Raw genomic sequence first — 25,000 nt, forward strand, 5'->3', positions numbered from 1 at the left:
CTAATATCAGGATGTTAGACGACTAAGCGGATTCAGGATGGTAGGGCGTTGACTCAAAATGGGAAGCATCACGGCTCGCCCGGCCCGATCGCTTCCTTGCGCCGTGCCATATAGGCTTCGAGCGCCTCGCGCACCGCCGGGTCCATGGCCGGCTGGACATATTCCTCCAGCGCCTTCTTCCACAGCCGCGTCGCGCGCGCAGTCGTGTCGAGCCCGCCCGCTTCCTGCCAGGCCTCGTAATTCTGCCAGTTGGAAAGCATCGGCTGGTAGAAGGCAGTGGCGTAGCGCTCCAGCGTGTGTGGCTCGCCGAAGAAATGGCCCCCGGTCGGCACCGCGCCCAGCGCCTCGACGGCGAGTTCCGCCTCGTCGACCACGATCGGCCGCAGGACTTCCATCATGTGCTGGATCATCTCGACATCGATGATGAGCTTTTCGAACGAAGCCGTCAGTCCGCCCTCCTGCCAGCCGGCCGCATGATAGACGAGATTGCCGTGGCCGAGCACCGCGCCCCACAGCGCCATCATCGTCTCATAGGCGCCCTGCGCATCGGCGGCATTGGAGGCCGAGCCCGGCGTGGTGCGATAGGGCAAGTTGTAGCGCCGTGCCAATTGCCCGGAGGCGATGTTGGCCTTGGTGTTTTCCGGCGTGCCGAAGGCCGGCGCGCCCGACTTCATGTCGACATTGGAGGTGAAGGCGCCATACATCACCGGCGCGCCGGGACGCACCAGTTGCGTCAGCACGATGCCGAACAGCGCCTCGGCATTCTGCTGCGCCAGCGCGCCGGCCAGCGTCACCGGGCTCATCGCGCCCATCAGCGTGAACGGGGTGACGGCAACCGACTGGCCGTATTCGGCCATCGTCATCAGCCCTTCCGCCATCATCTCGTCGAAGCGGCGCGGCGAGTTGACCGAGATGATGGTGGTGACGCCGGGATCCTGCGCCATCTCATCCAGCGTCAGCCCACGCGAGATTGCCATCATCTCGATGCCGTCGAGCGCCCTGCCCCGGCCGATCGCCGAAACATGAAAGCATTTGTCGGTCAGCGTCAGATTGGCGAAATACGTGTCCATATGCCTTGTGTTCGCCGGCAGCTCGACCGGCGCGCAGACCTGGTTGCCGAGCATGTGGATGCAGTTGAAATGCTGCGCCAAGCGGACAAGGTCCTGGTAGTCGGGCATGTTGCCGGCGCGGCGGCCGCGCTCCATGTCATGCACATTAGGCGGTCCGGCCACCAGCGTGAAGTTGATGGTGCTGCCGCCGAGATGGATGGCTCGAGCCGGATTGCGCGGGGTAAGCGTGTAGCTGCTGCGCGTCGACCGCAGCGCCTCTTCGACCATGCCGCGATCGACGCGCACAGTCATCGATCCGTGGTCGACCTTGGCGCCGGCGCGCTCGAACAGCGACAGCGCCCGCGGGCTCATCACCTCGATGCCGAAATTCTCCAATATGTGCATCGACGCCTGGTGGATCGCCTCGATCTGGTCGGCCGACAGCAGCGCCACCGGCGGATAGGGATTCTCCACGCGACTCGGCGGCAGTTGCGGGATGGCGGCGGGTCCTCGGTTGCTGGTGCGCTCGGCGCCGCGCTTGCGTCTTGGTTCGCTCATGCGCGCATCAGAGCGCCGACATCACAGGCGAGCTGTCAGGAATTCGCCATTTGCCGGCGTGATTTTAGCCAAGGCGGCATTTTTCTGCATCGACGAAGAGAATAGCGACGCTTTAGGTCGTAATATCGACACTTGGGTGTTCGCGCCTCCCGCGTCAGCGTTAAGGAACCGCGCAAGACTCCTTTTATGATTTCGCCCTATTCGTCTTCCAATGCGTAGGTCGAGTTTTAGTAAAATTGTCGCTGCTTGCGTGCTGCTGGCGCTGTCGGCCTGCGCGACCGCGCCCAGCCACATCAACGATGTCTGCGCCGTCTTCGACCAGAATGACGGCTGGTTCGACAACTGGCAGTCCGCCGCCGAGCGGACCGAGCAGAAATACGGCATTCCCGTCCCCGTGCTGATGGCGACGGTGCGCAAGGAATCCGGCTTCAAGAGCAATGCCCGCCCGCCGCGCACAAAGCTGCTCGGCTTCATCCCGTGGACTCATGTCTCGAGCGCCACGGGCTATTCGCAGGCGCTTGACGGCACCTGGTCGCAATATCAAAGCGAGACCGGCAACTGGGCGGCGCGCCGCACACGCTTCGCCGACGCCATCGATTTCGTCGGCTGGTACCACTCCAAGACCGCCGACACATTCGGCGTCGCCCGCAACGACACCTACAATCTCTATCTGGCCTATTATCTCGGCTGGACCGCCTATGGCCGCGGCAATCGCGGCGACGCCGGCGTTCAAAGCTACGCACGCGCCACCGATCAGATGGCGCGCGATTATCAGGAGCAGCTACGGCAATGCGGCAGCTGACACCCGTCCTGGGTTAATGCCGCCTCGTCGTATCCTTCGGCCTGGCGACGCCGGTTTCCGAATCCTCGTCGCGCACTTCATGGCGACGGGCTTTACGCACCGCGTCGTTCTCCTCGACGCCCTCTCCGATCGCGTCGGCTTCCGCGCTGGCGTTTTTGCCATCCGGTCGCTGCGGTGGCGAACCGGCAAAGCCCGGCCCCACGCCATGCGGCGCATCGTCCGGCACGCCCTCACGCGCGGCATGCTCCTTGTCGAACTTGATGACCGGCTCCATCTTGGCCAGCACGTCGTCCGAAAGCCAGCACAGGCTTGTATGGCCGCCGCCGAGATTTTTCACCGGCGGCACCTTCGTCTCGCACAGATTGTCCGGCACCAGCTTCTTGTAGCCGCAGCGCGTCTGGAACGGACAGCCGGTCGGCGGGTTCATGGCCGACGGAATGTCGCCTTCGAGCACGATGTGCTTCTTGACCACGCTGGTGTCGGCGATCGGGATCGCGGACAGCAGCGCCTCGGTATAGGGATGGTAGGGCGGCGAGAAGATCTGGTCGGTCGTGCCCTGCTCGACGATGTAGCCCAGATACATGACGACGACGCGGTCGGCGATGTAGCGCACCACCGACAGATCGTGGCTGATGAACAGCATCGTCGTCTTGTTCTTGCGCTGGATGTCCATCAAAAGCTCGGTCACCGCCGCCTGCACCGAGACGTCCAGCGCCGAGACCGGCTCGTCGGCCACCACCACCTTGGCGTCGCCGGCAAAGGCGCGCGCGACGCCGATGCGCTGCTTCTGGCCGCCCGACAGCTGGCGCGGCTTGCGGGTCTCGAAGGCCCTGGGCAGCTTCACTAGGTCGAGCAACTCCAGCATGCGCTGGCGTCGCTCGGCGACCGTCTTGCCGACATTGAACTTCTCCAGCGTGCGGATGATCTGTGAGCCGACCGTGTGGCTCGGGTTCAGCGTGTCGAACGGGTTCTGGAACACCATCTGGATCGACGAGACCGTGTCGACGCCGCGGCTCTCGATGCCCGTCGACTGGATCTCCTTGTTGGCCAAGGTCACCGTGCCGGAGCTGGCGGTCTCGAGGCCGAGCAACACCTTGGCCAGCGTCGACTTTCCGCAGCCGGACTCGCCGACGATCGCCACCGTCTCGGATTCGCGCGCGGTGAACGAGATCGTCTCGTTGGCCTTGACGACGCGGCCTTCGCTGGAGCCGAACACCTCGCTGCCGCCGACCTTGTAGTATTTCTTGAGGTCCTGGATCTTCAGCACCGGCGCGCCGGGCTCGACCTTTTCGTTGACCTTCTTGGCGCCGGGCGGCAGCGCCTCCCAGTCGATCTCGTTGAAGCGCACGCAGCGCGAGAAATGCCCCTCATGGCCCTCGACCGGGACCATCGGGATTTCCGCGGCGTTGCAGACGCCCTCGACGAAATGGTGGCAGCGCGGCCCGAAATTGCAGCCCTTCGGCCGCTCATGCGGCAGCGGCAACTGTCCGGGAATGGAGATCAGCGGCCGCGAGTTCTTGTCGGCGCCGGGCAGCGGAATCGAGCGGAACAGCCCTTGCGTATAGGGATGGCGCATCCGGTCGAACACGTCCTCGATCTTGCCGGTCTCGACCGCCTCGCCGGAATACATCACCGTGATACGGTCGCAGGTCTCGAGGATCAGGCCGAGATTGTGCGACACGAAGATCATCGAGGTGCCGAACTTCTCGCCCAGCCCCTTGACCAGCTCGACGATGCCGGCCTCGACGGTGACGTCGAGCGCGGTGGTCGGCTCATCGAGCAGAAGCAGCGCCGGCTTCGACAGCAGCGCCATGGCGATGACGATGCGCTGCTGCTGGCCGCCGGAAAGCTGGTGCGGATAGGAGCGCATCATGCGCTCGGGATCGGGCAGCTTCACCGCCCGCACCATCTCCAGCGCGCGGTTATACGCCTCTTCTCTCGATACCTTGTCGTGGATCAGCGGCACTTCCATCAGCTGCTGGCCGATCTTCATCGCCGGATTGAGGCTCGCCATCGGCTCCTGGTAGATCATGGCGATCTTGTTGCCGCGGATGGCGCGCAGCTCCTCATCGGACATCTCGCCCATGTCCCTGCCCTGGAACTTGATGCGTCCGCCGACGATCTTTCCGATGTTGGAGAGGTCGCGCATGATGCCGAGCGACACGGTCGACTTGCCGCAGCCGGATTCGCCGACAATGCCCATCGCCTCGCCGGGCATCACCGTGCAGGAAAAATCCATCACGGCCGGGATCTCGCCCTTGCGGGTGAAGAAGGAGATCGAGAGGTTCTCGATCTCGATGATGGGTTGAGCCGGATCTCGAACTGCCTCGTTCATGGGTCGCTCCAATCCTAAATTGTTCCAGCAGGTTGGGCCTGAGCCCTCGCCATCAATCCTTCATCGACTGTTCGCGCAGCGAGTCCGCCAAAAGGTTCAGCCCCAGCACGAACGACATCAGGGCGATCGTCGGCGGCAGCGCCGGGTGGATGAAGGAACGCAGCAGCCTGCTGGCGTCCTTGATCGCGGTGCCCCAGTCGGGACTTTCCGGCGCCAGGCCCAGACCGAAATAGCCGAGCGTTCCGAGCAGGATCGTCGTGTAGCCGATGCGCAGGCAGGCATCGACGATCAGCGGGCCGCGCGCATTGGGCAATATCTCCCACAGCATGATGTACCAGGGCGATTCACCGCGTGTCTGCGCCGCCGCCACATAGTCACGCGTCTTGATGTCCATGGTCAGCCCGCGCACGATGCGGAACACGCCGGGGCTGGAGGCGAACACCACCGCCACGAAGATGTTGAGCTGGTTGGGATCGATGTGGATGATGTGCAGCGGATCCCTGTCGAAGACCAGGCCCGCATAGATCCAGCCGCCGACCACCAGCGTGATGCCGAGCAGGAGATAGAGCCGGTCCGGCCGGTTCTTGTAGCGGGTCCAGAACAGCACGCAGAAGAAGATGATCGGGAACAGGAAGAACAGACCTGCCATCGCATAGGGGATCGGCGTGTCCATGATGCCCGGCGTCACCAGCAAATAGAACAGAAGGATCACCGGAAAGGCCAGCACCAGATTGGCGAGGAAGGACAAGAGCGTGTCGATCTTGCCGCCATAATAGCCGGCCGGCAGGCCGAGCGTGATGCCGACCATCAGCGCGAAGCCGGTGGCGGCGGGCGCGATGATCAGCACGATCTGGCTGCCATAGACCATGCGCGAGAACACGTCGCGGGCGAGCTTGTCGCCGCCGAAATAATAGATCAGCTTGGACGCCGGCTCGACCGCGCCAGGCAGCGCGTCCTTCATGATCGAGACCTGCGCCAAGGGATCGAAAGGCGAGATCGTCGAGGCGAAGATCGCCGTGAACAGCCAGAACAGGCAGATGAAGACGCCGGCGATACCGACGCCGCTGTCGAAGAGCTGGCCGTAAAGGCCAAGCCGCTTCTTATAGGCAAGGCTGACACCCATCACCAGGATCAACGCGATCCACACCGGCCAGAAACGCCAAAGCACGCCGACAACGATGTCGAAGGCATTGATATACTCGGTCTGCATCGGCCCTGCCCCTTATTGAACCCTGATGCGCGGATTGAGGAACGCGTAGCCGACATCGGAGATAAGCTGCGTGATCAAGACGATGAACACCGAAACCAGCGAGCAGCCGAGCAGAAGGTCGATGTCGTTGTTGCCGGCAGCCTCGACCAGCGTGTAACCGAACCCCTGGTAGCGGAACATCACCTCGACGATGACGACGCCGGTGAGCAGCCAGGGAAACTGCAGCATGATGACGGTAAACGGCGCGATCAGCGCGTTGCGCAGCGCATGCTTGACGACCACGGTGCCGAAGGACAGGCCCTTGAGTCGGGCAGTGCGGATATATTGCTGCGTCATCACCTCCACCATCGAGGCGCGCGTCATGCGCGCGATATAGCCTATGCCGTAGATGGCCAGCGTCATCACCGGCAGCGTGAAATTGTAGAAGGTGAGGCCCTGGCTCGCCGAGGCCGCCGAACCGTTGAGCCAGCCCAGCCACGAGGCAAAGATGACCGTGAAGATGACGCCAGATACATATTCCGGCGTCGCCGTCGAGGCGATCGAGGCGACGGACAATGTGCGGTCCGTGCGCGATCCTTCGCGCATGCCGGCAAGGATTCCGATGAGCAGCGAGATCGGCACCATCACCGCCAGAACCCAGAACATCAACAAGCCTGTGGCGCCGAGCGCCGGAAAGAGCTTGGCCGCGACGGTCGTCTTGAACTTGGTCGAGCAGCCGAAGTTACCCTGCAACACGCCGGAGAATTTCGGCTCCGTCGGATCGTTGCAGAAGGAAAAGCGCTGCGCCGGCTTTCCGGTCGCCGGGTCTGTGATCGGCTGCTTGGGGAGAACCCCTAACCACTGGCCATAGCGGACGAAAAAGTTCTGGCGGTAGCCATGGTTGACCAGCCAGCTTTCCAGCTGTTCGGCGGAGGTGTGCATTTCGGTCTGGCTGATCGCCAGCTTCTTCAGATTGGGACCGAGATTGATCAGGAAGAAAACGATCAAGGTCAGGCACAGCATAGTCAGCGCCATGGTGCCGAGACGTCTCAGGATGAAAGAAAGCATGGCGGACCCCTGCCGATGGGATGGGGGAGCCTGATTGCGCGACCACTCCGACGTGATGCGGAGTAAGCCGGCAAACAGACCTTCGAATGCAATCAACCCAGTTTATTGCATGACCCCATTCGACGAGTCCGCAACTTTTTCGCTGCAGCGGCTCTCCGGTCGCGGGTCACGCGAGGAAGGGGACAAAGGGGCCGAGCGCCCCTTTGTCCGTTCGTTCCGATCAGGCCTGTTCCAACCAGACCTTGCCGTAGTCGTGCTCGTAGGTCGGGTGCATCTTGAAGTTCTGCACCGCCTTGGTCGAGTGGCTGTAGAGCTTGCGCCAGTACGGCTGGATGATAATGCCGGAATCCTGCAGGATCTGCTCGATGTCCTTCATCATTTCCTTGCGCTTGGCCGCATCGGCGACGGCGAGCGCGGCGTTGAGCTTGGTATCCCAGTCGGGATTCGACCAGGCGGTCTCGTTCCAGGCTTCACCGGTGCGATAGCCGATCGCCAGAACCTGCACGCCGAGCGGGCGCATGTTCCAGTTGGTCATCGAAAGCGGATACTTCGTCCAGTCGTTCCAGAAGGTCGAGCCCGGCAGCACCGTGCGCTTCACCTTTATACCGGCGTCGCGCAGCTGGGCGGCGATCGCGTCGCCGGTGTTCTTGTGCCAGTCCTCGTCGACCGTGATCAGCTCGTGCTCGAAATCGGCCTGGCCTGCCTCCGCCATCAGGGCCTTGGCCTTGGCGGCGTCGCGCTTGATCTTCGGCAGTTCGAAATATTCTGGATGGATCGGGCTGACGTGATGGTTCTCGGCAGGCGTGCCGGCATTGCCGTAGCCGAGCTGCAGGACGACGGCGTTGTCGACGCCGAGCTGCAGCGCCTGACGAACCTTCTGGTTGTCGTACGGCTTGTTGTTGACATTGGTGCGGCAGACGATGGTCGCAGCCGTCACCACTTCGGATTTCACCAGGTCCATGCCGTCGAGGATCGAGACATAGTCGGCCGAGGTCTCGAAATTGGTGTGCACTTCACCAGCCTCGAAGGCGCTGACCATGGCGCCCGGATCGGTGCCGTAGTCGATGAACTCGATGCCATCGAGGAACACCTCGCCGTCCCACCACTTGTTGTCCGCGCGGCGCTTGTAAACGACCTTCTGGCCGACGTCGTAGGAAACGAGCTCGAACGGACCGGTGCCGATCGGGCAGGATTTGAAATCGCCGCCCTTCTCGTCGAAGCTCTTGTGGACGATCAAGCCCGGATAATCGCACATGTTCGGGATCAGCGCGATGTCCGGCTTGCCGAGTTTCAGCTTGACGGTCATGTCGTCGACCTTCGTCACGGCGCTCTCGTCGAGCTTGTCGTCTTTGACCAGCGTGCCGAGGCGGCCTGGCATCGAGTTGCCTTCGGCCTTCTTGTCGGCCCAGCGCTTGAGATTGAAGATGACATCGTCCGCGGTGAAAGCATCGCCGTTCGACCAGGTCACGCCCTTGCGTACATGCAGCGTGTACTCGGTCGCGTCGTCGTTGACGTCCCAGCTTTCAAGGAGATAGGGACGGAAAGTGTACTCGGTGGTGTATTTGACCAGCGGCTCGAGCGCCTGGCGCTCGGCATTGGCGATTTCCGACCAGTCGGCCTTGCGCGGATCCTTCGGATCCTTGACCCATTGCGCGACCTTCAGCGTGCCGCCCTTCTTGCCCTGTACGTCTTCGGCTCTCGCCGGGGTCGGATCGGCCAGACCGATCAGGCCGTAGGCCATCGCCGTGGACGCTCCGAAAACGCTTGCGAGCGCCAGGAATTCGCGACGATCGACCGTTCCCGCCTTGGCTTCTTCGGCCAGTTCCAAGATGTGATCCGGAACCTGATCACCATTGCTCTTATAGACTACCATGACTTGCTCCCATTGTTGGCTTTCCGCCTTTTAACATTCCGCATCCAGACCGCGTTGTCAAAAGACGGTGTGGAGCAGGAACATGCCAGGGAATGTGCATCTTTGGCTGGAACCCGGTTCGCGCGATAGCGACAGTCTTGACGCAAATTTGTTATCGCGACGCGGATTCCCTAAAAAATCCCGCGGGCGATTAAATCAATACATTTTATAACGATAGGAGCCCATACCGGCGGTCGCCCGGGTTCGCCCTGGCCAATCCGGCGCGGCACAACCTCAATATTCGCGTTCGTAAAAGACGCCGCCTTTTGCCTCGCCGGCGTCATTGGCCTCGCCGCGCAGCTTCACGCCGCGACCGACATTGAGGTCGATCGTCGCCTTGCCGGAGCCTGGCTTGTCGCCCTTCTGTATCGTCACATAGGTGCGATCGTTGAGGTACTTGCCGGCCGAAACCGCGGTGCCGCCCTTCTCGTCCGTCGTCACGTCGAGATCGTCGACGCCGATGGCGCTTTGCAGGTTCTCGAGCAGCGAGGTCGAACCGCCGACGCCGGCCAGTTGCGCGGCGGCGCTGGCAAGTTGCGCGATCTGCAGCGGCGACAGCTTGGACATGGATTGACCGAAGATGAGCTGTGCCAGGATCTCGTCCTGGGGCAGCGCCGGCACGGAAGAGAACGTGAACTTCGGATTGGTCGCCTCGCCTGAGACGACGACCGTGACTGTGGCGGAGCTCGTCGTGGTGGTCGCCGTCAAGTTGAGATAGGGCACCAGCGACCCCTGAAACCCGATCGTGCCCTCGGTGAAGGTCAGTCGCTTGGAAAGGATGATCAGCCGTCCGCGCTGCAGGGTGAAGGTGCCGATCGCCCTCGGCGCCGAAGCCGGGCCTGTCAGCTTCAGCGAGCCGCCCAGTTCGGCATCGACGCCCCTGCCCTGGATGAAAATCTGGTTCGGCGCGTTGACCGTCACGTCGAGCGTCAGACCGCTGCCGCTGTTGCTGCTGCCGCCGGACGTCGCCGGGCGCAGCGCCTTGTCCTGCGCCCGCACTGACGCCGGCGCGTTCTTGTGCTTCACATCCAGCGCCGAGAGCGAACCCGGCAGCTTTTCCGGGACGGTGATGACCGTCCTCGCCAGGTTGATCGTGCCGGCAACCACCGGCGCCGAGACGAGCGGCCCCTTGACGGTAAGGTCGCCGCCGAGATTGGCGGTCACCACCCGGCCGTCAGTATAGCGGCCGTCGGTGAGCTTGATCGACAGGTCGGCCGGGAAGCCCTGCGCCGGCGTGATGCCCACGGTGCCGCTCGCCGACAGGCTGCCGCGCGTCGACAGCGTGCCGGTCAGGCGGTTGATCCTGGCTACCCCGCCGCCGATCGAGACGTCGGCGGCGATGTCGTTCACCGCCAGGCCGGAACGCGCATCGATGAGACGTGCGCCGGATGTCGTGACTTTGCCGCTGATAACCGGCGCAGATGCAGGACCACGCACCTGCACATCGACATTGGCGGTGCCGTTGAGCGCCAGCCCTTGCGCGGCGAGCTTTGCGGCCAGGAAGGAGAACGGCACCTTGCCGTTGAAATCGAGCGCCAGGGTTGGCGTGCCCGCCGTCGTCACCGAGCCGCCGCCCTTGAGGCCGAGGCCGGCGCCGTCGCTGATGTTGGCGTCAAAGGCGAGCTTGTTGCCGGCAAAAGTGCCGGATGACGACACATTCATGCCGCCAAGGCCGGCGCCACGCGTCTGCGAGGTCTGCACGCCGGCGGCATCGATCTTGAAGGCGACCGAGGGGGTCGAAGGCTGGCCGGTCACCTTGACCGTGCCCGAGATCGAGCCGGCCGCGTCGAGACCCGGCGAGAAACTGTTGGCGAGCGAGATCGGCACCCGAGCCAGGTTGGCGTTGATGTCGAGTGCCTGCGCGACCTTGCCCGTCACCGTCGCCGTGCCGCCGCCGAGGCTGAGCACCAGCCGGTCGAGCGTCGTCACGCCATTGGCGATGGTCACCGTCGAGGCCTGCGCGATCGCGGCCTTGATGCCCTGCACCGTCGCCTGGCCGGAGGCGAGCTCGATGGTCGTGGTTCCGTTCGCCACTTTCACGCGCCCGGCGGCCCTGGCCGGGATGTTCTTGACGGTGGCCCCGCCCGAAAAACCGGTCCAGTCGCCGTCGCGCTTGAGGTCGACATCGATGCCTGTGATGGCGGTGCCGCCGGAAGTCACGCTCTCCGCCCGCACCGTGCCGGCGATCACCGGTGCTGCCAAGTAGTTCGCGATCTGCGCGTCGATGGCGACATTCCTGGCGGAAAGATCGCCACGCTTGATCTCCGAGGTGTTCGCCTTGACCGCGACATTCGGCCCGTTGGCCGCCTTGGTAAAGGCGATCGTGCCGCGCACATTGCCTTCGACCTTTTCCAAGGCCAGCGCAGCGAGCGGTCCGATATCTGGCAGGTCGAGCGAAACGGTGCCCACCGGCACGAAAGCATCATCGAGCACGAGATCGCCGGAAATCTTGTTCGGTCCGAGCGACAGCAGAAGCCCGTTGATCGCGCGGCTGCCATTGGTCGTGGCGAGCACGGCGCTGCCTTGCAAATTCTGCCCGGCGACAATGCCGGTGAGCTGCACATTGGCTGCCGGATTGGCGGCATCGGCCTTGCCGGTGGCCGTCAGCTTCAGTCCGGTGATCTCGCGCGCCGCCACAAGGAGCCGGTCGCTGTCCACCGTCATCGACAGGTCGGGCGCGGTGACCGGGCCTTGCGCGTTGAGGGCGAAAGCGATGGCGCCCTTGGCGTCTTTCGAGAGCCCCGAAACATCGCCCAACGCGCCCCTGATGCCGGCGGCCAGCTTGCCGTCGGCAAGGCTCGCCTGGCCATCGGCGCTGAGCGCGCCTGAATTGAGCTTCAGCCCGTCGATATTGACATTGCCATTGGCATCGCGCTTCAGCGCGGCGCTCAACTGCGCCGTCTCGCCCAGCATACCGCGCACCGCCGCCGGCAAGGCGGAAGACGCGACCTCGGCCTTCATATTGAGGTCGACAGCGCCGTCGCCCAGCGATACCCGGCCGGCGACCTGGCTGTTGAGCGCATCGCTGGTCAGCGAGCCGCTGTCGACGGCGACGGAATCGGGAGCCAGCCGGCCATTGACCTTGGCGACCACCTTGCCGGCGATCAGCGGCGCGATCAACGGATTGTCGAGGCCGATCCTGTCCAGCGAGACCGTGCCGGAAACCGGGCCTGCCCGTCCCTTGAGGTCGAAGGCATCCGAATGCAGCGCGAGCGTCAGGCCATCCACTTTCGCCTGGCTGGCGACGATGGAGGGCAGGATGGCGGACACATCGAGCCGCGCTTGCGTGCTTTCGCCCGCCATCTTTGCCGACAAGGACTGGACTTCGACCTTGACCGGGCTGTCTGCGCGGCCGAGCTTCAACGGCAGGCTGGGCCCCGATGATAAAAGGTCGAGGGAGAAGTCGCTGGCGCCGTTGGGATTGAGGGTGCCGGCGGCCTTGCCTGAAATCTTGTCGCCCGAAAGCGTGGCGTGGTCCAGGGCGACGCCGCCCGCCAGCGTGTAGCTGCCAGCAGCGTCCAGATCCAGCGGCCCGAGCCCGGCCTGCCTAGTCTGGCTGGTCTCGGCGCCCGCCACCTTGGCGTTGAACTGAATGTCGGGGTTGGACGATGGACCCGTGACGTGCGCGGTGCCCTCAAGCGTTCCGGCCCCGTCGAGGCCGGGCACGAAATCATTGCCGAGCGCCAGCGGCAGGTTGGCGAGGTTCGCCGTCAGGTCCAGCGTCTGGCCGGCGCTGCCGGAAACCGTCGCCGAGCCGCCGCCGAGGTTGAGCGCGAGCTTCTCGATTGTCGTCACGCCATTGGCGATGGAGAGGCTGGACGGCTCGGCGATGGCCGCCTTGATGCCGCGCACCGTCGCCTCGCCGGACGTGATTTCCACGCTTGTCGTGCCATCGGCGATCTTGACCCGCCCAGTGGCGGTGGCCGGAATGCCGGACGCCGTGGCGCCGCCGGTAAAGTTGGTCCAGTCGCCATCGCGCTTCAAATCGATGCCGATGTCGCTGATGACCGTGCTGCCGGAGGTCACATTGTCGGCCTTGATCGTCCCCGAGATCGCCGGCCCCTTGAGATAGTTGGCGATCAGCGCGTTGACGGTGATGGCTTTCGCCGCCAGGTCGCCGCGCGCGATCGAGGTGCTGGCAGCATTGATGGTGACGGTCGGCGCCTCGCCCTCCTTGGCAAAGACGATGGTGCCGTTGATGTCGCCTGTGGCGGTCTGGTTTGCCAGCGCGGCGAGCGGTCCGATATCGGGCACGGCAAGCGTCAGCGTGCCGAGCGGCAGGAACTTGTCGTCGAGCGCGAGATCGCCCGACACCTTGTTGTCGCCGAGCGCCAGGCTGAGCCCTTTGATCGAACGCTTGCCGTCGGCGGTCACCAGCGAAGCCTCGATGTCGAGCGCCTGCCCCTCGGCATTGCCGGTCAGCGAGATATCGGCGGTCGGATTGGCGACATCGGCCTTGCCCTTGGCCGAGAGCTTGATGTCTTTCACGGTGCGGCCCGCCGCCGTCAGGCTGGCGCTATCTGCCGACACGGTGAAATCCGGCGCCAGACGCGGGCCGCTTGCCGTCAGCGCGAAATTGACCCCGCCCGCGAGCGGCGTGCCGGCGAGCGACGACAGCGGCGAGACGTCGCCCAGCGTGCCCTTGACGCTGGCCTGGAGGTCCGATCCCTGCATGCTGCCGGTGCCGCTGGCGCTGAGCGAGCCGGAGCTGATCTCCAGCGAGTTGGCGGCGAACGCGCCTTGCGGATCGCGCGCGGCGCTGGCCGAGAATTTCACCCGCTCGCCGAGCAGCGAGCTGATTTGCGGCGGCAATGCCTTGGAGTCGGCGTCGGCATTCATCTTCAGCGTCATCGACAGGTCGGCCAGCGCCACATTTGCCGTCAGCCCGGCGTTGAGCGCATCGCTGCGCAAGCTGCCCTTGTCGATGACCACGTTTTCGCGGCTGATCGTGCCGGAGAGATCCGCCGCGAGCTTGCCGGTCACCAGCGGTGCCAGCGTGGCGACGTCGGTCTTCAGCCCGGCGGCGGCAAGCTTGATGCTGAGCGGTCCGCTGCGGTTTTCGATGTCGAAGCCGTCGGAATGGATCGCGCCCGTGATATTGTTGAGTTGGGTGCCGCCAACGGCGACCGAGGTGAGCGACGTGGCGATATCGACCGTCGGCGCCTTGCCGTCGCCGAAGGCGCGCACTGTAGCCTCCTCGATGGCGACCAGGATCGGCACGGCGCTGTTGCCGACATCGATGGTGACGGGCTTGTCCTTGGCGGAGAGCTCGACCGACAGGTCGCTGGCGCCCTTCGGATCGACATTGCCGGTCGCCGTGCCGTGCACGGAGTCGCTCTCGATGTTGGCCTGTTCGATATCGATCCCACCCGATGCGGTGGCCGTTCCGGCGAGGTCGAAGCTCGTCTTGCCGGCAAACAGCGACTTTATCTTCTCCGGCAGGAACGCTTCGAACTGGCCGTCGCCCTTGGCCTCGATGCGGTGGCCCTTGTCGGTGAGCTGGTGCCGGCCGGTCAGTTGGCTGATGATCCGGCCATCGACCATGAAAGTGCCGACGCCGCTCCAGTTGGCCAAAGGCCCGCTGCCGGAAACGACGACGTTGACGGGCGGCGCATCCGGCAGCTTGAGCAGATTGGCGATGATGCCGCCGGCCGGCTCCGACGCCTTGAGATCGAGGTCGAGCTTGTTGTCGGCCGGCGCGAAGTGGATCTTGGCGTCGACATTGCCTTGCTTGCCGTCATGGCGGCTGACATTGAGCACGCTCTCGATAGCCAGCGGCGACGGATCGGCCTTGAGCGAGCCCTTGGCGGCCAGTTCGGCGATGCCGCTGCCGGCAAGCTCTTGTCCGAGCGCAATCTCCGGCAGGTCGATCTGCTTCACGTCGATCGACACCGGCAGGCTGGATGAGCCGCCCTGCGATGGCTGCTGGCTGGGCTGCGGCAGCCGCGCCAGCTCGATCCGCTCGGCGGCGAAGCGGTCGGCATTGAAATTCCGGGAGAGCAGCGCCGTCGGCGACCAGTCGAGCGCCACCTTGCGCGCCACCATCCAGGGGCCCGCGCGATCCTCCAGCACGACATGATCGACCCTGAGCGCGCCTGACCAGATGCCTTCGATGCCGGCGACCGTAACCTTCCGGTCCTCGCTCGAGGCCATCTTCGAGATCAGGCCGGCGAGGTTCTGGCGGCCGCCTTCGGTGCCGGTCAGGACGACGAGAGCGCCGATCGCCACCACCAGCAGGATGAGCAGCGTGTAGATAATAATGCGGAGGATGCGCCAGAAAATCTTCATCGTCAGAACGCCTGGCCGATGCCGGCATAGATGCCGAAATGCGGATCGCCCGGATCGCGGTTGAGCGGCACCGCGGCGTCGATGCGAAGCGGCCCGAACGGGGTGATATAGCGCAGGCCGACGCCGGCGCCGACCTTCACATCCGCGAAATCCGGGAAGGATTTAGTGGAGACAGTGCCGGCATCGACGAACGGCACGATGCCGATCGTGTCGGTGACGCCGATGCGCATCTCCACCGAGGTTTCGAAGAAGGAGAGGCCGCCGATCGGCTGCCCGTCGATGTCCTTCGGGCCGATGCCCTGGTAGGAATAACCGCGCACCGAGCCGCCGCCGCCGGAATAGAAGCGCCGGTCGGCCGGCACGTTCTGCAGGCCGGTGCCGACGATCGAGCCCAGCGTTGCGCGTTCGGCCAGCACGAACCGGCTTGCGGTGTCGAGCGATTGATAGGTGTAGCCCTCGCCCTTCAGCTTCAGGAAGGTCGCGCCGTTCAATATGTCGTAGCTCGGCTCGGCATAGGCGAGGAAGCGGAAGCCCCTGGTCGGGTTGAGCTTGTTATCGCGGTTGTCGTAGACATATTGCAGCGGCATGCTGGCGATTAGATAGGTATGCTTGCCGAAAGTGTCGGTGATCCTCGAATAATCGAGGTCGAATTCGGCCGAGACCCGCTGCTGCTTGTCGAGGTCGTAGGAAACGCCGACGTCGCCCTTCACCGAGAAATGGTCATAGGCGTCGGGATGTTCGAACACCGTCTTTACGCCGGCGAAGAATTTCGACGTCGGCCCGAGCACGCCCGGCTTCTCGAACATGACGCCGGCATTGTAGTTGAGCGCTGAAAGGCTGTTGCTGCCGATGCCGCTGATCGAACCGTCGATGCGCAGCTTCTCGGCCTGGCCGAACAGGTTGCGGTGTCCCCAATAGCCTTCTAGCCCGAGCCCTTCGGTATTTGAGAACGTGCCGCCGAGGCCGAAAAAGCGCGGCTTGCGCTCGCTGACCTGAACGTCGATCGGGATGTTGCCGTTGGCGTCGAGGCTGTCGCCTTCCTTGATGGTCACGCTGTTGAAGACCTCGAGGCCGAGCAGCCGGTCGCGGGCATCATCGATTTCCTGCGGCGAATATTGCTGGCCCCGCTTCAGCCCGGTCATGTATTCGGTGAAGTCCCGATCGACCTTTTCCGTGCCCTCGACCGTGGTGTCGCCATAGCCGGCGACCGGGCCGGCGGCCACCGTCAGCGTCACGTCCAGCGTCGAGCTGGCGTGCTCGGCCACGATCTCGCGGTCTGTGATCTTTGCAAGCGGCCTGCCCTCTTCTTTCAGCGCCCGCACGATCAGGGTCTCTGCCTTGAGCACCGCGCCGGAGCTTGCGTCGCCGCCGGCGATCAGCCCGAAATCGGCGCTCGCCAGCCCGGCGGCATCGCCTTTCAGCCGGATATTGCCCAGCGTGAATTTCGCCCCCGGCGCGACGCTGACGACGACCGGAATGGGCTGCGGCCCCTTGAATTCGGCGTCCGGCGGCAACTCGTCGATCGACTTGCCGTCGATCGTGATGGTAACCACGCCTTCGTAGCGGGCATCTGCGTAGAGCGCGGCGACCAGCTGTTCGCGGTCGCCGCGCGCCTTGGCCATCAGGCCGAGCGATCCCGACACCGGATGGTCCTCGTCGTTTTTCAGCGCCGAGGCATTTTCGAGCCTTTTCACCAGATCCTTGTCGGCATCAGGCGCATTGATCGTCACGGAATAGCGCAGCGGGTCGACGATGTCGGCGTCCTCGTCCTTTGACGAGCCCCAGAGCTTGATGCCGAAAATCTCGAAAGCCGCTGCCGGGCGCGCCTCGCCGGCCAGCATTGCGGCGCAAAACAGCACGAAAAGCAGGGCGCGCGGAAGCCCGCGCCCTGGCGCGAACCCTCCTGACATCTGCTTTTCACGCGCCGGCATTAAGACAACCTAGTCGACAAAACTAAAATTGGAATGAAGTTCCGAAATGTTCGTAAAGGGGCCACAATCCAATTGTCTGAAATGAGCAGGGCTTGGAATTCACACCTTTTGCGATTCCGCAAGAAAGTGTGATCCGTCTCACAGAGGTTCTGTCGAAATACCGGCCTTTGGCCGGCATGGAAACCGTTCGCGGGTGAAAAACCCGCAGCGCTCCGGCGTTGACAAGCCTGCACGAAGCTTGATCATGCCCGGACGCTGGCAATGTCTGGAGGGTGGTATGGCAATGCGCGGGGCTCGTGGTTTCTCCTTCCTTCTTCTCATCTTTTTCGCTCTGGGCGGGGCGGCGCTTGCCGCAGAAGCCCGGCGAATCGTCACGACCGACAATTCCGACTATTTCGGTTTCGACCTGAGGTCGGAGCAGAATGTCAGCCTCGACCAATGCAAGACCACGTGCCTCGGCGATACCGCCTGCCGCGCCTTCACCTACAACACCAAGGCAAAGTGGTGCTTTCTCAAATCCGACTATAACCAGTTAAAATCCTTCACCGGCGCCGTCGCCGGCAAGGTCGCGAACGTCGATGGCGATCCCGATATCGGCGCTCCGCCGGCGCTTGCTTTCTTTCCGAACTGGATGGCTGACCAGGCCCAGCAGTTCCGCAACAAGCTGACCGATCCGGCCTATGACAAGCCGACCGAGGGCCTTGCCGCCCTGCAGGCCGCCGCCGAGCAGGCCTCGCTCACCGGCGACCATCGCCTTGCCATGCAGAAATACCAGGCCGGGATCTCCGTTCTGCCCGATGACGGCGCGCTCTGGCTGGCGCTGGCGCGCGAGATACTGGCCGTGGAGCCGGCGTCGAACACCACTGAACCCGCGACTTTCCCGATGAACGCCACGTCGGCGGCCTTCAACGCCTACAAGCTGGCGCGCACGGCAAAGACCCGCGCCGAGGCGCTGGCGCTGCTTGGCGCCGGCCTCGACAAGCGCGATCTCTACCGGCCGTCGCTGCAGGCCTATGAGGCGAGCCTTGCGCTGGTGAGCTCGCCGGCCGTCCAGGCCGACTATGCCGACCTCAAGGCGCGCAAGGGTTTCCGCGTTGTCGAGCACACCGTCGATGCCGATTCCTCCTCGCCGCGCATCTGCGCCCAGTTTTCCGAGGAACTGGTAAAGACCGGCGTCGACTATGCGCAGTTCGTGACTGTCGACAACGCCGCGCCCAAAGCCGTCGAGGCCAAGGACAAGCAGATTTGCGTCGAGGGCCTGGAACACGGCCAGCATTATGACGTGACCTTCCGCGCCGGACTGCCGGCGGCAATCGGTGAAACGATCGCCGCGCCCGTCGTGCTGTCGATCTATGTTCAGGACCGCGCTCCGTCTGCCCGCTTCACCGGCGACAGCTTCGTGCTGCCGGCCGGCGCCCGCCGCGGCATTCCGGTCGTCACAGTCAACATGAACGCCGCCAAGATGACGCTCTACCGCATCGGTGATCGTTCGCTGGCGCAGCTTCTGTCCGGCTATCAGTTCCTGCATCAGCTCGATGGCTACGATATTTCCACCATTTCCGACCAGATGGGCGAGCCCGTCTGGTCGGGCACGCTCGACATTGCCAACGATCTCAACAAGGAGGTGACCACCTCTTTCCCGGTTGATGAGGCGATCCCGCAGCGCAAGCCCGGCGTCTACGTGCTGACCGCGCAGCCTGTCGACGACAAGAGCGACGATTACGGCTCACGCGCCACGCAGTGGTTCGTGGTCTCCGACATCGGCCTTTCCACCTATACCGGCCAGGACGGGCTCAACGTCTTTGCCCGTTCGCTGGGCTCCGCCAAGCCGATTTCCGGCGCCGAACTGACGCTGCTTGCCAGGAACAACGAGATCCTCGGCACGGCGACCACCGACGCCGACGGCCACGCCGTCTTCAATCCAGGCCTTACCCGCGGCGAAAACGGCATGGTGCCGGCCGTGCTGATGGCCAAGCAGGGCGACAACGACTTCGTCTTCCTCGACATGGGCAAAGCCGGATTCGACCTGTCGGATCGCGGCGTGGAAGGGCGCGCCTCGCCCGGCGCGCTCGACGTCTATGCCTGGACGGAGCGCGGCATCTACCGCGCAGGCGAGGATGTTCACGTCGCGGCGCTTGCCCGCGACGGCGCGGCAAAAGCGGTCGAGAACCTGCCGCTGACCTTCATCTTCACCCGTCCCGACGGCGTCGAGAACCGGCGCATCGTCAGCAATGGCGAGTCCGCCGGCGGCCATGCCGTCGACCTGCCGCTCGAGGCCAACGCTATGCGCGGCACCTGGACGGTGTCGATCTACACCGATCCCAAGCAGTCGCCGGTCGCCAGCCAGATGTTCCTGGTCGAGGACTTCGTGCCGGATCGCATCCAATTCGACCTGACCGCCGACAAGAAGGAGATCGCCCAGGGCGAGACCGCCAACGCCACCGTCGACGGCCGCTTCCTCTATGGCGCGCCGGCCGCGGGCCTTGCGCTGGAAGGCGAGATGACGCTGTCGACCACGAGCAGCTGGGACAGCTTCAAGGACTTCACCTTCGGCCTCGCCGACGAGCAGTCGAGCGAGCCGACCGTGACGCCCCTCGCCAATCTTCCCGTCGTCGGCGACGACGGCAAGGCGACCTTCCCGATCACCATCGACCAGTTGCCGTCGACCACCAAGCTGGTCAACGCCAAGGTCACGGTGCGCATGCGGGAAGCCGGCGGCCGCGCCGTCGAGCGCTCGCTCGATATCGGCGTTCGGCCGCAGCGCGATGTCATCGGCATTCGCCCGGATTTCGAAGGCGATGAGGTGCCGCAGGGTGGCACCGCCAAATTCAGCATCATCGCCGTCGATCCGAACGGCAAGCGCGAGGACCTGAAGGGCGCCCAGTGGTCGCTGGTCAAGGTCGAGCGGAACTACCAGTGGTACCGTTCCAACAATTCCTGGAACTACGAGGCGGTGAACCTCACCAAGGCCGTCGCCAATGGCGCGGTCGATCTCAGGGCCGATGGCGAGGCGACCGTGTCGCTGCCCGTCGACTGGGGCCGCTACCGGCTGGAAGTCGAGACAGCCGATCCCGATGGTCCGGCGACAAGCTATGAGTTCGATGCCGGCTGGTATGTCGCTTCTACCACCACCGAGACGCCCGATGGGCTCGAGATCGCCCTCGACAAGGACACCTACGCCGCCGGCGAAGTCGCCAAGCTGAAGATCTCGCCGCATTTTGCCGGCGAACTTCTGGTCACCATCGGCGCCGAGAAGCTGTTGAAGACCGTCACCGCTTCGGTGCCGGCCGGCGGCAGCACCGTCGACATCCCGGTCGGCGACGACTGGGGCGCCGGCGCCTATGTCACGGCGACCTTGTTCCGGCCGGGCGATGCGCAGGAATCGCGCATGCCGGCCCGCGCCATCGGCATCCAGTGGCTGTCGGTCGATCCGGGCTCGAAGAAGCTCGCGGTCTCCCTGACCCCGCCGGAAAAGACCCTGCCGCGCCAGCAGCTATCGATCCCCGTTTCGGTGAACGGCGCTCAGCCGGGCACCAACGCCTATGTGATGGTGGCTGCCGTCGATGTCGGCATCCTCAACCTCACCAACTACAAGGCGCCCGATCCTGAGGACTGGTTCTTCGGCCAGCGCATGCTGGGGCTGGATATCCGCGACCTTTACGGACGGCTGATCGACGGCTCGCTCGGCACAATGGGCAAGATACGGACCGGCGGCGACGGCGCCAACATGCAGGCGCAAGGCAGCCCGCCGACCGAAAAGCTGGTCGCCTTCTTCTCCGGCCCGGTCGAGCTCGATGCCAACGGCAAGGCGCGCATCGACTTCGACATCCCGCAGTTCAACGGCACCGTGCGCGTCATGGCGGTCGCCTGGACCAAGGAAGCCGTCGGCCATGCCCAGACCGACGTCATCGTGCGCGATCCGGTGGTGATCACCGCCGGCCTGCCGCGCTTCCTGGCGCCGGGCGATGCCGCGACCATGCGCCTCGACATAGCCGACACCGATGGCCCGGCCGGCGACTATGCGCTGTCGGTCACCACGACCGGAGATCTTTCGACCGGCGACAAGCCGTTGCCGGAAAAACTGACGCTCGCCCAGGGCAAGCGCCAGTCGCTCACCTTCCCGCTGGTCGCCAGGACCGCGGGCGACGCCTCGGTCACCGTCAAGCTCGCCCATGCCGACGGCACGCGGGTCGAGCAGACGCTCTATCTGCCTGTGCGCCCGGCGCAGCTTCCGGTCACCAACCGCATGGTCGTCGACCTGAAGCCCAATGGCGGCTCGCTGCGGGTCGACAAGGAACTGCTTGCCGCGAGCGTGCTCGACGGCGCTTCGGTCAGCGTCGGCGTCTCGCAGTCGTCCGCGCTCGACGTTCCGTCCCTGCTGATGAGCCTCGATCGCTACCCCTATGGCTGCGCCGAGCAGACCACCAGCCGCGCCATGCCGCTGCTCTATGTCAACGACATGGCCAAGAGCATCGGCATGGAGAGCGACCCTGACCTGCATCAACGCATCCAGGACGCCATCTACAAGGTGCTGTCCTATCAGTCGGCAAGCGGCAGCTTTGGCCTCTGGGGGCCGGGCTCCGGCGATCTGTGGCTCGATGCCTATGTCAGCGAGTTCCTGACCCGCGCGCGCGAGGAAAAGTATGATGTGCCGGCGCTCGCCATGAACCAGGCGCTGAACAACCTGCAGAACTCGCTCGGCTACGACCAGGACGTTCAGGACAAGGGCAGCGATATCGCTTACGCGCTCTATGTGCTCGCCCGCAACAAGAAGGCCTCGATCGGCGACCTGCGCTACTACGCCGACACGCAGCTCGAAGCCTTCTCCAGCCCGATGGCGGTCGCCCAGCTGGCGGCGAGCCTGGCGCTCTACGGTGACACGCAGCGTTCGGAATCGACCTTCCAGACGGCGCTCAGGCTGGCGCAGGCTGAAACCGACTACGACTGGTACCGCTCCGACTATGGCTCGCGGCTGCGTGACGGCGCGGCGATACTGGCGCTGGCGGCGGAATCGAAGCCGGTGCCGAGCATCATGCCGCAGCTGATCAAGCTGGTCGGCGTGGCGCGCGCCGATGCCCGCTGGACGAGCACGCAGGACGAATCCTGGATGCTGCTTGCCGCGCGGGCGCTGAAGGAAGGCAATGATTCCATTACGCTTTCCGTCAACGGCGCCCCGCATTCGGGCGGCTATTCCGACCAAATCGCCGGCAGCGACCTGGTCGACAGCCCGCTTACCATCGCCAACACCGGCGCGACGCCGCTGCAGGCGGTGGTGACCGCGGTCGCCGCGCCGGTCGATCCGCTGCCCGCCGGCGGCGACGGCTTCACCATCGATCGCACCTACTACAAGCTCGACGGTACCGAGGCCAACGTCACCGAAGCCAGGCAGAACGAGCGCTATGTGGTCGTGCTCAAGATCTACGAGCAGAACAAGTGGCCGTCGCGGCTGCTGATCACCGACCTGTTGCCGGCCGGCTTCGAGATCGACAATCCGAGCCTGGTTTCCAGCGCGCAATTGTCGAACTTCTCCTGGCTGGCGCAGACCGACGCCGCGCATCTGGAGTTCCGCGACGACCGCTTCGTCGCCGCCTTCAATCCCAATGAAGGCGACGGCGACCGCAACATCACGCTGGCCTATGTCGTGCGCGCCGTGACACCCGGCACCTACGCCCATCCGGCGGCGACGGTGGAGGACATGTACCGGCCGCAATATTCGGCCCGCACCGCCACCGGCGTGATGGAGGTGAAGGCCGAGTAGCGAGGTCGCCGGGATCACCTTCTCCCCGCTACTATTCGGGGAGAAGGTGCCGGCAGGCGGATGAGGGGCAGCGCTATGCTCTCCAGGAAATTTCTCAGACGCACCGCGATCGCAGGCATCTCGCTTGCCGGCCTCGCGGCACTTTCCCTCGCCGCGCTCTGGGAACTCGACCGCGCCTTCCCGCCGCCGCTGCCGGCAAAGCTGACGACCTCCGCCGAAGTCCAGGACCGCGACGGCCAGCTCCTGCGCGCCTTCGCGACGCCGGACGGCTACTGGCGGCTCGAGACCCGCCTCGACCAGGTCGACAAGCAATTCGTCGACATGCTGGTGACCTATGAAGACAAGCGCTTCTGGGACCACCGCGGCGTCGATCTGCTCGCGCTCTGCCGCGCCGCCGGACAGCTCCTCACCAGCGGCCATATCGTGTCGGGCGGCTCGACCTTGTCTATGCAGCTTGCCCGGCTGATCGAGCCGCGCGACAGCCGCAGCCTCGGCTCCAAGCTCAAGCAGATGCTGCGCGCCATCCAGATCGAGCGGCGGCTGTCCAAGCAGGAAATCCTCGAACGCTATCTGACGCTGGCGCCCTATGGCGGCAATCTTGAAGGCGTGCGCGCCGCCTCGCTCGCCTATTTCGGCAAGGAGCCGAAGCGGCTGACCGTTTCGGAAGCCGCCCTTCTCGTCGCGTTGCCGCAATTGCCGGAAAAGCGCCGGCCCGACCGCAACCTCGGTATCGCGCACGGCGCGCGCGACCGCGTGCTGACCCGCATGGTCTCGGCCGGCCTGCTTGGCGAGCGCGAAGCGCAGCGCGCGGCGCTGGACGACGTCTCCGGCCTGCGCAGAAAGCTGCCGGCGCTGGCCGCGCACGCCTCCTTCGCCATGCTGCCAAGGGCCGTGCCCGGCAAGCCGCTGCAGCTCACCATCCGCCGGAGTGTGCAGCAAGGGCTGGAGCAGGTCGCAAGGGATGCCGCTAGGAAGCTTGGCCCGAAACTTTCCATCGCCATGGTGATGGCCGACGCCCGCACCGGCGAAATCCTCGGCGAGGTCGGCTCGGCCGATTTCTTCGACGCCAGCCGCTCCGGCTGGATCGACATGACCAGGGTGGTGCGCTCGCCCGGCTCGACGCTGAAGCCTTTCATCTACGGCTTGGCCTTCGAGCAGGGGCTGGTGGCGCAGGAGATGATCATCGAGGACAGCCCCGCCGATTTCGGCGGCTACCGTCCGAAGAATTTCGACATGGGCTATCAGGGCGATGTCTCGATCCGCCAGGCCCTGCAATTGTCGCTCAACGTGCCGGCGATCCGGGTGCTCGACGCGGTCGGTCCCGCGCGGCTGACGGCACGCTTCCGACAGGCCGGCGTCAACCCGATCCTGCCGGTCAACGAAGCTCCCGGCCTGGCGATCGGGCTTGGCGGCGTCGGCGTGACCTTGCGCGACCTGGTGCAGCTCTATACGGGGCTCGCCAATGGCGGCAAGATGCACACGCTGCATGACGGCACCGAGCCGGCCAATACCGAGCGCATCACAGCCACCATCCTCGACGACCAGGCCGCCTGGCAGATCAACGACATCCTGTCCGGCGTGAAACCGCCGGAAGGCGCCATGCAGCGCGGCATCGCCTACAAGACCGGCACCTCCTACGGCTACCGCGATGCCTGGTCCGTCGGCTTCGACGGCCGCTACGTGCTGGGCGTGTGGGTCGGCCGCGCCGATGCCAGCCCCGTCCCCGGCCTGTCGGGCTATGTCTCCGCCGCGCCCATCCTGTTCGAAGGCTTCGTCCGTTCCGGCCTCGCCAGCGTGCCGCTGCCCGGCCGGCCGCCGGGTGTCTTCAATCCCAAGCGCGAGGAATTGCCGGTGACGCTCGCCCGTTTCGGCGCCGGCGCTGACGGCCTGGTGCAGGCCACCGCCACCGAGCCGGCACCGACCATCATCTTCCCGCCCAATGGCGCCCGCGTGGATCTTGGCACCAACTCCGCCGACGCCACGCCGCTGGTGCTGAAGCTGCAGGGCGGCCGGGCGCCGTTCCGCTGGCTCGCCAACGGCAAGCCGCTCGCCGGCATCGACCGCCGCCGCACCGCGACCTGGCAGCCCGACGGCACCGGCTATTCGACGC

10 protein-coding genes are annotated in these 25,000 nt (G+C 64.8%); 3 read left to right on the forward strand and 7 right to left on the reverse strand.

All coding sequences use genetic code 11. The features are described from left to right. Positions 1-68: 68 nt before the first annotated feature. Positions 69-1,607: a trimethylamine methyltransferase family protein gene (locus E5X34_RS17525; protein WP_292567201.1), complete on the reverse strand. Its 1,539-nt coding sequence runs from the start codon at positions 1,605-1,607 to the stop codon at positions 69-71. A gap of 211 nt (positions 1,608-1,818) precedes the next feature. Between E5X34_RS17525 and E5X34_RS17530 the strand changes: the two genes are divergently transcribed. Beyond that, the gene (locus tag E5X34_RS17530) at positions 1,819-2,409 is read left to right on the forward strand and encodes a transglycosylase SLT domain-containing protein (RefSeq protein WP_292567204.1); all 591 of its coding nucleotides are present in this window, start codon (positions 1,819-1,821) and stop codon (positions 2,407-2,409) included. 13 nt (positions 2,410-2,422) lie between these two features. Here the strand turns inward: E5X34_RS17530 and E5X34_RS17535 are convergent, their stop codons facing one another. The 6 genes from E5X34_RS17535 to E5X34_RS17560 all read right to left on the reverse strand — a co-directional run bounded on the left by E5X34_RS17535 (position 2,423) and on the right by E5X34_RS17560 (position 17,132). Beyond that, a complete protein-coding gene (locus tag E5X34_RS17535; RefSeq protein WP_292567206.1) occupies positions 2,423-4,744 on the reverse strand; it encodes an ABC transporter ATP-binding protein in 2,322 nt (773 codons plus the stop codon). A gap of 52 nt (positions 4,745-4,796) precedes the next feature. Further along, positions 4,797-5,954, reverse strand: a complete 1,158-nt coding sequence (locus tag E5X34_RS17540; protein WP_292567209.1) for an ABC transporter permease — start codon at positions 5,952-5,954, stop codon at positions 4,797-4,799. A gap of 12 nt (positions 5,955-5,966) precedes the next feature. Next, entirely contained in the window at positions 5,967-7,001 is a 1,035-nt protein-coding gene (locus tag E5X34_RS17545) for an ABC transporter permease (protein WP_292567212.1), read from the reverse strand. A 220-nt stretch (positions 7,002-7,221) separates the two neighbouring features. Then, positions 7,222-8,874 carry an ABC transporter substrate-binding protein gene (locus E5X34_RS17550; protein ID WP_292567215.1) on the reverse strand — a complete coding sequence of 551 codons (1,653 nt, stop codon included), beginning with the start codon at positions 8,872-8,874 and terminating at the stop codon, positions 7,222-7,224. A 273-nt stretch (positions 8,875-9,147) separates the two neighbouring features. Next, positions 9,148-15,201 carry a translocation/assembly module TamB domain-containing protein gene (locus tag E5X34_RS17555; protein WP_292567218.1) on the reverse strand — a complete coding sequence of 2,018 codons (6,054 nt, stop codon included), beginning with the start codon at positions 15,199-15,201 and terminating at the stop codon, positions 9,148-9,150. 2 nt (positions 15,202-15,203) lie between these two features. Continuing rightward, positions 15,204-17,132, reverse strand: coding sequence for an autotransporter assembly complex family protein (locus E5X34_RS17560; protein ID WP_292567221.1), 1,929 nt, complete (start codon positions 17,130-17,132; stop codon positions 15,204-15,206). 277 nt (positions 17,133-17,409) lie between these two features. Here E5X34_RS17560 and E5X34_RS17565 point away from each other — a divergent pair, with 277 nt between their 5' ends. Both E5X34_RS17565 and pbpC read left to right on the forward strand, forming a co-directional pair. After that, complete coding sequence (locus tag E5X34_RS17565; RefSeq protein ID WP_292567224.1) at positions 17,410-22,890, forward strand: alpha-2-macroglobulin family protein; 5,481 nt, start codon at positions 17,410-17,412, stop codon at positions 22,888-22,890. Positions 22,891-22,965: 75 nt separating this feature from the next. Beyond that, positions 22,966-25,000, forward strand: a 2,035-nt coding sequence (gene pbpC / locus E5X34_RS17570) for a penicillin-binding protein 1C (protein ID WP_292567226.1), incomplete at its 3' end; no start/stop codon positions are given.

Source organism: Mesorhizobium sp. (genome assembly GCF_004963255.1).
Taxonomy (GTDB): Bacteria; Pseudomonadota; Alphaproteobacteria; order Rhizobiales; family Rhizobiaceae; genus Mesorhizobium.